Source organism: Novipirellula sp., assembly GCF_041583735.1.
In the GTDB taxonomy this organism is placed as follows: domain Bacteria; phylum Planctomycetota; class Planctomycetia; order Pirellulales; family Pirellulaceae; genus Novipirellula.
The window spans coordinates 1-7,456 of the sequence record NZ_JBFHFD010000434.1 but is presented as its reverse complement, the minus strand read 5'-3'; the positions used below and the strand labels follow the sequence as shown (position 1 = coordinate 7,456).

5 protein-coding genes are annotated in these 7,456 nt (G+C 55.0%); all 5 read right to left on the bottom strand.

What is annotated here, in order from left to right:
* Window positions 1-373 precede the first annotated feature (373 nt).
* On the bottom strand, window positions 374-2,248 hold the full coding sequence (locus ABX962_RS24965) for a DEAD/DEAH box helicase (RefSeq protein ID WP_372723350.1): 1,875 nt from the start codon (window positions 2,246-2,248) through the stop codon (window positions 374-376).
* Window positions 2,249-2,461: 213 nt separating this feature from the next.
* A complete protein-coding gene (locus tag ABX962_RS24960; RefSeq protein ID WP_372723348.1) occupies window positions 2,462-2,974 on the bottom strand; it encodes a hypothetical protein in 513 nt (170 codons plus the stop codon).
* A gap of 227 nt (window positions 2,975-3,201) precedes the next feature.
* Window positions 3,202-4,149: a patatin-like phospholipase family protein gene (locus tag ABX962_RS24955; RefSeq protein ID WP_372723346.1), complete on the bottom strand. Its 948-nt coding sequence runs from the start codon at window positions 4,147-4,149 to the stop codon at window positions 3,202-3,204.
* Between the two features lie 222 nt (window positions 4,150-4,371).
* Window positions 4,372-6,396, bottom strand: a complete 2,025-nt coding sequence (locus ABX962_RS24950; RefSeq protein WP_372723344.1) for an acyl-CoA dehydrogenase family protein — start codon at window positions 6,394-6,396, stop codon at window positions 4,372-4,374.
* 66 nt (window positions 6,397-6,462) lie between these two features.
* A partial coding sequence (locus tag ABX962_RS24945; RefSeq protein ID WP_372723342.1) for a 3-hydroxyacyl-CoA dehydrogenase NAD-binding domain-containing protein occupies window positions 6,463-7,456 on the bottom strand: 994 nt, incomplete at its 5' end.

Genomic DNA, 7,456 nt, shown 5'->3' with positions numbered 1-7,456 from the left:
TTTAAGGCCTTGTCCATAAGAGCCATCGCTATCGGTCTGCCCGCACCCAGCAAATTACCGGATGCCGTTTTCGGAGCAGCGTAGCTACAACACGCTTCGGCAAGTTTTGGATTTGGTGAGCCGTGACGCGTCAGCGAACTGGAACATCTTCTAGTAGCTACCTTCGCCAGAAGGTGGTGATTCACGTTTACGCGGCATCCAACCACGCTCTGGCGAGCGTAGCTACAACACGCTTCGGCAAGTTTTTACATATCGATATGATCAACCATCCTGCCGCGAGTTTTGTTAGCGAGTCGTTGTGAGGGGGCAACGAAAAAGGCACGCCCGAGAGCGTGCCTTTGAAAGATTGATCGTCTTGCTAAGTTTTGCTTGACTACTTGGCGTGGGCCGGTTTCTTGAAGTGCTTTTTCTTGCCCGGCTTCTTGCCGGCCATGTTCGCCTTGCCCACTTTGCCACCTGATTTGAACTTTTTGTCTTTCAGCCCGAATCGTTTGCCTGCTGGCCGGCCGCTGTCGGTATCGGCGTAACGATTGGTGCTGCGTTCGTCGGCAACGCTAATGTTGAGCTGTTTTCCAGCAACCCAGGTATTGCGAAGCGTTTGGAAAATCTCGTTAGGCATTCCCGCCGGTAGATCCACGGTGGTGTAGTTGTGCTGGATATCAATCGGGCCAATGAATTCGCCGTTGATTCCTGCTTCGTTGGCGATCGCGCCAACCAAGTTACCTGGCTTGACGCCATCGGCACGTCCTACATCGACACGGAATCGCTGCATGCCGTCGCGAGGCGCACCGCCGACGCGACGTCCACCACGCCGAGGTGGTCCGTCATCGGATCGACTGAACCGTTCTCGTTTCGAGGGTCGCGAATCATCGTACCCGTTGTCTCGAGGTTTTTTGGAATTCGGTACGTCTTTGAGCAACAGTGGACGACCGTTCTGAGCCATATCGGCAAGCGCGGCAGCGATCATTTCGACGGGCTGGCCCGATTTCTCGGCAAAGTCGGCGATCATCTGCTTGAAAAACGTCATATCGCGAGTTGCGATGGTTTCGGTAATGCGTTGATTGAAATTATCGACGCGTTTGCGGTTGATGTCGGCGGTCGATGGCGGATCAACGATCTCGATCGATTGACGCGTGACGCGTTCGATCGAACGCAAACGCCCTCGTTGGGAGTGCGACAACAAGATAATCGCTTCGCCGCTTCGTCCGGCACGTCCGGTGCGGCCGATTCGGTGCACGTACGACTCGCTGTCGTGCGGTGGGTCAAAATTGATCACGTGACTGATTCGCGGCACGTCCAAACCACGCGCGGCGACGTCGGTAGCGACAATGATGTCCAAATGGCCCGACTTCAGCTTTTCCACCGTTCGCTCACGTAGCGTCTGGGGCATATCACCATTGAGCGCCGATGCGGTATGTCCCCAGCGAACCAATTTGTCGGCCAGCGTCGTGGTCGCTTCTTTGGTTTTGGTGAACACGATCACGCCATCGGTGTCTTCCGATTCTAGTAATCGCATCAACAAGTCGGTCTTGTCGCGTGGGGTAACGTACAGACAACGTTGGCGGATGTTTGCCCCCGTCATCGTCTTGTGCTTGATTTGGATGGTTTCCGGATTCTTCAGGTGCTTTTGAGCAATCCGGCGAATCGGATCAGGAAGGGTCGCTGAGAACAGCGCGATCTGGGTCGTATCGGGAGTTTGATCCAACACAAATTGGACGTCTTCTAAAAAGCCCATGTTGAGCATTTCGTCAGCTTCGTCGAGCACCAAACAATCGAGCGACCCGACTTCGAGCGAACCACGCTTGATATGGTCAATCACGCGGCCGGGGGTTCCGACGACGACTTGCACGCCGCGGCGAAGGGCTCGTAATTGGGGTTCGTAATCTTGGCCACCATAGATCGCACAAACGGAGAAACCGTCCATGCACGATCCGTAGGTCGAGAATGATTTGGCAACTTGAATCGCCAGCTCGCGGGTCGGCGCGAGCACGAGGACTTGGACGGCTTTTTTGGCAGGGTCGATTCGCGAGAGGACCGGCAACGCGAATGCGGCGGTCTTTCCGGTTCCCGTTTGAGCCTGGCCGATGACATCGCGTCCCTCAAGCAGATGGGGGATGACGGCGGCTTGGATCTCGGATGGCGTTTCGTACCCAGACTTCACAATCGCTTCTTGGACTTTGTCCGCAAGCGGTAATTCGGCAAACGTGGGGGTTTTCACTTCGGCGGGGCTGCTTTCCAGCTGATTCATAAAGGGCTTCACATATCGAAAGATGTCTGCGCCGAAAGTGCTCTGGCGCCCTCTTGACTGTAAGCGTAGCTCCTGTTTTACACAACTCAAAGGAACGCAATCGCAGCCAATTTTGCTCCTAAAACCACCGCTTTGCGTTCCCATCATGCGTACTGCATCGGCTGTACGGTTGCCGAATGCCCCCTTGCAAATTAACGCAAATCTTTCGCTTTTCTAACTTTGCCTACCCCCAAGGCTCGCCGATGAGGCCGAGTAGCCAAACAATGCTTTGACACTTGGACGCATCAAAACGAGGATGGTGAACACCCCCAATACGGTTCCAAACGGCATGAACATGCATTCCACCCCCGCCATTACCAGACAGTAGGTATAGCCTTGATGCGATCCGAGTTTGCGGCCCGCCACCATCACGCAGCACGCCATCGCCATCCCCATGCCGATCATCAACGCCGGAAATAGGATGAAAAACCAGCCAAAAATTGCGGGAGAAGGAGACCCATTTGCGTTCGCGTCATCCAGCGCTCCCGAGACGATCGCGACTCCGATCACCACATGGATGATCGGAAACAGCGATATCAATGCGAGGATCCCGCCAACAACATAGTGAAAGATCGAAAGCAATCGCAGTTGATCGATGTCCTCGCTGCGGGGCCGATCAGGCGGCGGATTTGACGTTGGCTGTGCAAATGGATTGTTGTCGTTGGGTTGCGGAGGGATCGCGGTCATTCACTGTGTCTCGTCAATCGGAGCGGCCGACGTGTCGGTTGCCAAATCCAGCGCACGGCGAAAAGGTCATCTTAGTGCAAGTAAAGGATGCGTAGTCTAGCAAACAGACGCGTGGCGCCGACGTGTCGGTTGACGCCGAGAAGTCGAAGTTCTTGATCGCTTCCGCGACGCTAAATCAGCACCAACGGCAAAAGAAGAAACGCTTCCCAGCGTTGGGAATAACTGGACTAAGTCGCGAGCGCTGCGATTCGTCGTCGCGCCGCCTCGCGCCCCGCGTCAATGATGCGTTCGGGATGGCTAAAGTCGAACCAATCGACGCCATGCAAATCGGGGCGAATGACGAGATCGGCCAAATCCGCTTTCTCACGACGCATCATACATTCGCCAATATCCTGCATCCGCATGATCACATCGAGCGCCGTGCTGCAATCGTCGACATGCGAATGCGACTGGCCGACATCGACGGCGATGGTCAAATCGCTGGCATACGATTTTGCAATCATCGATGGCAACGCATCGACGACCCCGATATCACATAGCTGCATTCCGTCCCATTGGACCGGAGGAAAGATGCCGGGGATCGCCATCGAAGCTTGGATTGCTTTTCGCAGCGGACCCTTTTCGATCACAATCCGGTTGCCGCTCCGCAAGTCGGCTGCCACGATGCTGAGCGGTGTGGGAAGGCCCGAAAACTCGATGTCGGGGACCAACGCTTCGATCCCTTCGGATAAAATCGCCTCGGGCATCAACGACGCCCGGGTCGCCGCTCGCGTGATCCGGCGATGGGCCGAATACAGATAGCGAACACGGTTGTACCACGCCATGACACCCGATTCAGCATCTTCCATTCGCGAGCCGGTGGACCCGAATAACAGATGCTGGTTTCGAGAAAAGGCCGGCGAGAACAGAAATTCGATTGTCTGAGCCTGCACGCGGCGTGTCTCTGAATCGAGAGCACACATGGCCCCGACCAGCGCCCCGATACTGACTCCGACAAACCGCTCGGTTTGAATTCCTGCCTCACCGACCACCTGTATCGCACCAAGATGGGCGAGCCCGCGTGCTCCTCCACCCCCCAACGCGATGACCGCGTTTCGCTGACGATTTTGTGGTTCCAGCCTTGGTGACTCTGACCTCGAAGACGCGCGAAAACCAAATAGGTCAACCAGATTCATGTTGCTGCTCCTTCACCTCTTCGGACTTTTATTAATCGTGACTCTCCCACGTCATCCTCTGCTGTGCATTGTCTGTTCCCAAATTTGTGGTTGGTTCCCAAAATCGTGATTCGTCACTGCCTCATTCGTTACTGCTAAATTCGTTGGGGGCATGAAACTTGCCAACGATCCAGCCGTCTGCGGATATTTGAGAGCACGTTAATGGATTCAAAATTTTCTCGGTTACTTGTACGGCATCATGATTTCTCCCGATGTCACTCCATCGAGTTCACTCCACCCCTGTTGGGCAATCTGGCTGCCGAGATCTGTCACTTGACGGAAATCGGCATTGCTGGCTTTCCCACCGCGGATCTTCAACTGCAATTCGCGGCACACGGTATCGGCCGCAGCACGAGTGATCGGGTCATTGGACGCTTTGGCATACAGGCTGGTCACCAACATCACGACCGCGTTTTGGATATCCAGCGACAACGCGGACATGCGGCATTGACGGTCGGCCAGCTTCAATTGAAACGTCCGCATCGTGGTACTGATTCGCATGCCGCTTTGCGACAGATAACGCTGTGCGAACTTCGTATGCCCCGCCAGCTTCGCATCTGACATTGGGATCGGTGACCAGTGAGCCGCCGAGATTTGGTGACCCACCCACCATTTCGCATAGCTCGACAGCGGTTTGCGAAGCGCCCATGCGTGACGTGGATTCAGCGGATTGGGTTTCGCGGTCCCGAGTTCACTCAGGGTTCTGCCGATCGGTTCAAAGAAGAGTTTGCCATGATGTTTGACTAGCGATTTGAAGAACGCCATGCCTAACATTTCGCCTTCGCCTTCGTAGATACAGGGTGCCAAGAACTCATGCACATTATCGCCAAACAAATGGCCTTCCAAGAATGATCGGCCGCCATGTGTTTTCATGAACAATTCAATCGCAGCTTCTTTTTGAGCCTCGCTGCCGAAAATCTTTGCCACGATGCATTCCATCTCGCCACGGTACCCTTGGTCAAGCAAGTCGGCACACCAAGCGGTCATCGCGTCACAGGCGACAATCAAACCAGCAAGCCGGCCGATTCGGCGTCGGACTAATTCCCGACGGTCAATCGATTGACCATACGTCTCTCGGTAGGCTCCCCAAGGCAACATTTCGGCAAGCATCCAACGCATCGCTCCGGCAGCGTTGGCACACAGCGAAACGCGGCCCAAATTCAATCCATGATAGGCAATCGTTAATCCGTCGCCTTGCGACGGGACAAGCAAATTATCTTTGGGCACACGGAAATCTCGAAAGATCAATCCGTTGTTGTTCGCGCGACGTAGGGCGTAAATGCCGTAGCGTTTTAGCCGGAAATGTTCGTTCTCTTCATCCGGTAAATCGACAACCAAGACGCTCGGTTTGCCATCGATTTTGCACACCAATCCAATCGTGCGACCGGGGATCGCATTGGTGATAAACAACTTCTCGCCGTTAACAACGTAGTCATCCCCGTCGAGCACCGCGGTGGTGCGAAGTGCGGTCAAATCACTACCCGCACCAGGTTCGGTTAACGCAAATGCTGACAAACGGCAACCATCGGCCAATTGCGGCAGAAACCGCTTCTTTTGCTCGTCGGTTCCAAAGGACCGCACGGGATCGACCGCGCCGATACAGCCGTGAACCGATGCCAAACCCGCCACCGTCGGGTCGATTGTCGCCATCTGTGTGATCATTTCGGCAAACTGACGCATCGTGGCTCCCGATCCGCCGAACTCCGGGGAAACCAGTAGTCCCCAATAACCGACCGATCCCAATTCGGCCAACACTTTGGCTGTAATCTTTCCGTTCTCATCCAGCAGCGTGCCGTCATCGCGATGTTTGCGAACGATTTTCAGTGATTGTTCGACGACCAGCGATACCGATTCGTTCTGCGACATCGCATCAACCTCGAACAATTCGGTGGGAACCTGTTTGTCCCAAACGGCTCGGTGGACTGGGCTGTTGGTCGTTTTGTATTGAGCCGCAAACAAATCCTCGACTTGATCATCGGCGGTATCGATCAATCCGGTGCGTTTGGATTCGTCAACCGATGCGCCACCTAGTCGGAGTGCCACCTCGGCGAACGATTCACTGCCGGGTTTCTCACTGCCGGGTTTCGCATCGGCGTTGGGCTGTGCCACGTCGGACTTTGCGTCCGGCTTTGCGTCCGGCTTTGCGTCGGACTTTGCGTCGGACGAGTTTGGTTTGGTCGGTTCCGAAGGATGAATATCGAGGCTCATGGGATTACTCCTCAAAAATTGACAATGTTGTTGACGCCAAAACCTTGGGCTCGGTCTGATTCGGAATCACCCATTGGTTACCGCGTGATCGTTATCCTCGGATTCCGTGTCGGCAAAGAACAACTGATGTTGCTCGGCCATCTCTTCGAGCAACAACGGGCTGGCGTAGCGATCTCCGTAGATCGATTGCAGATAGCCCAAGTTGGCGTGCACGATGTGCTCGCCAATCGTGTCGACCACATGCAGCGGTCCACCGCGGTGGGGGGCAAAGCCTGTCCCTAATACCATCGCCAAATCGATTGCCCATGCTTGGTCCACGATGTTGGCTTGTTTGCAGCGAATCGATTCGGCAAGCATGGGGTAGATCAGCCGGCGTTGTTCCGATGTCAATCCATCGACAACGAAGTGATCCTCGCGGACGCGTTGCACCGTGCGATGCCCTGATTTTGGGTTCGTGCGTGGGAAATCGGCCGTTCCATCGCGACGCCCCTTCTTGTATTGATAGAACCCGCATTCCGTCTTCTTGCCCAACATCTCGTCGTTGACCATCAACTTCAATTGATCGACCACGGGACTGACGCCGACGAGCACACTGTCGAGTGATTTTGCCACGTGGTAGGCGACATCGATGCCGACTTGGTCCAACAATTCCAGCGGCCCCATCGGCATTCCAAATGCTCGCACTTGTTTGTCGATGCGATGGACATCGTGTCCTTCGGCGACCATCATCACCGCTTCACCCAAGTAGGGGAACAACACGCGGTTGACCAAGAATCCGGGGGCATCGGCGGTCACGATGGGCGTTTTTCCGAGCGCACGAACAAAGCTGACCAGACGAGCAATTGTCGCGTCGCTGGTCTGTTTGGCTCGCACCACTTCGACCAATTCCATCTTGTGGACGGGATTAAAGAAATGCAGTCCCGCGACTTTATCAGGCCGTGTGGTCGCATCGGCCATTCGAGCGATCGACAACGAAGAAGTATTGGAGGCCAGGATTGCGTTGGCCGCTAGCAATTTATCGAGTCCAGCAAAGACTGCGTCTTTGACATCCGCGCGTTCG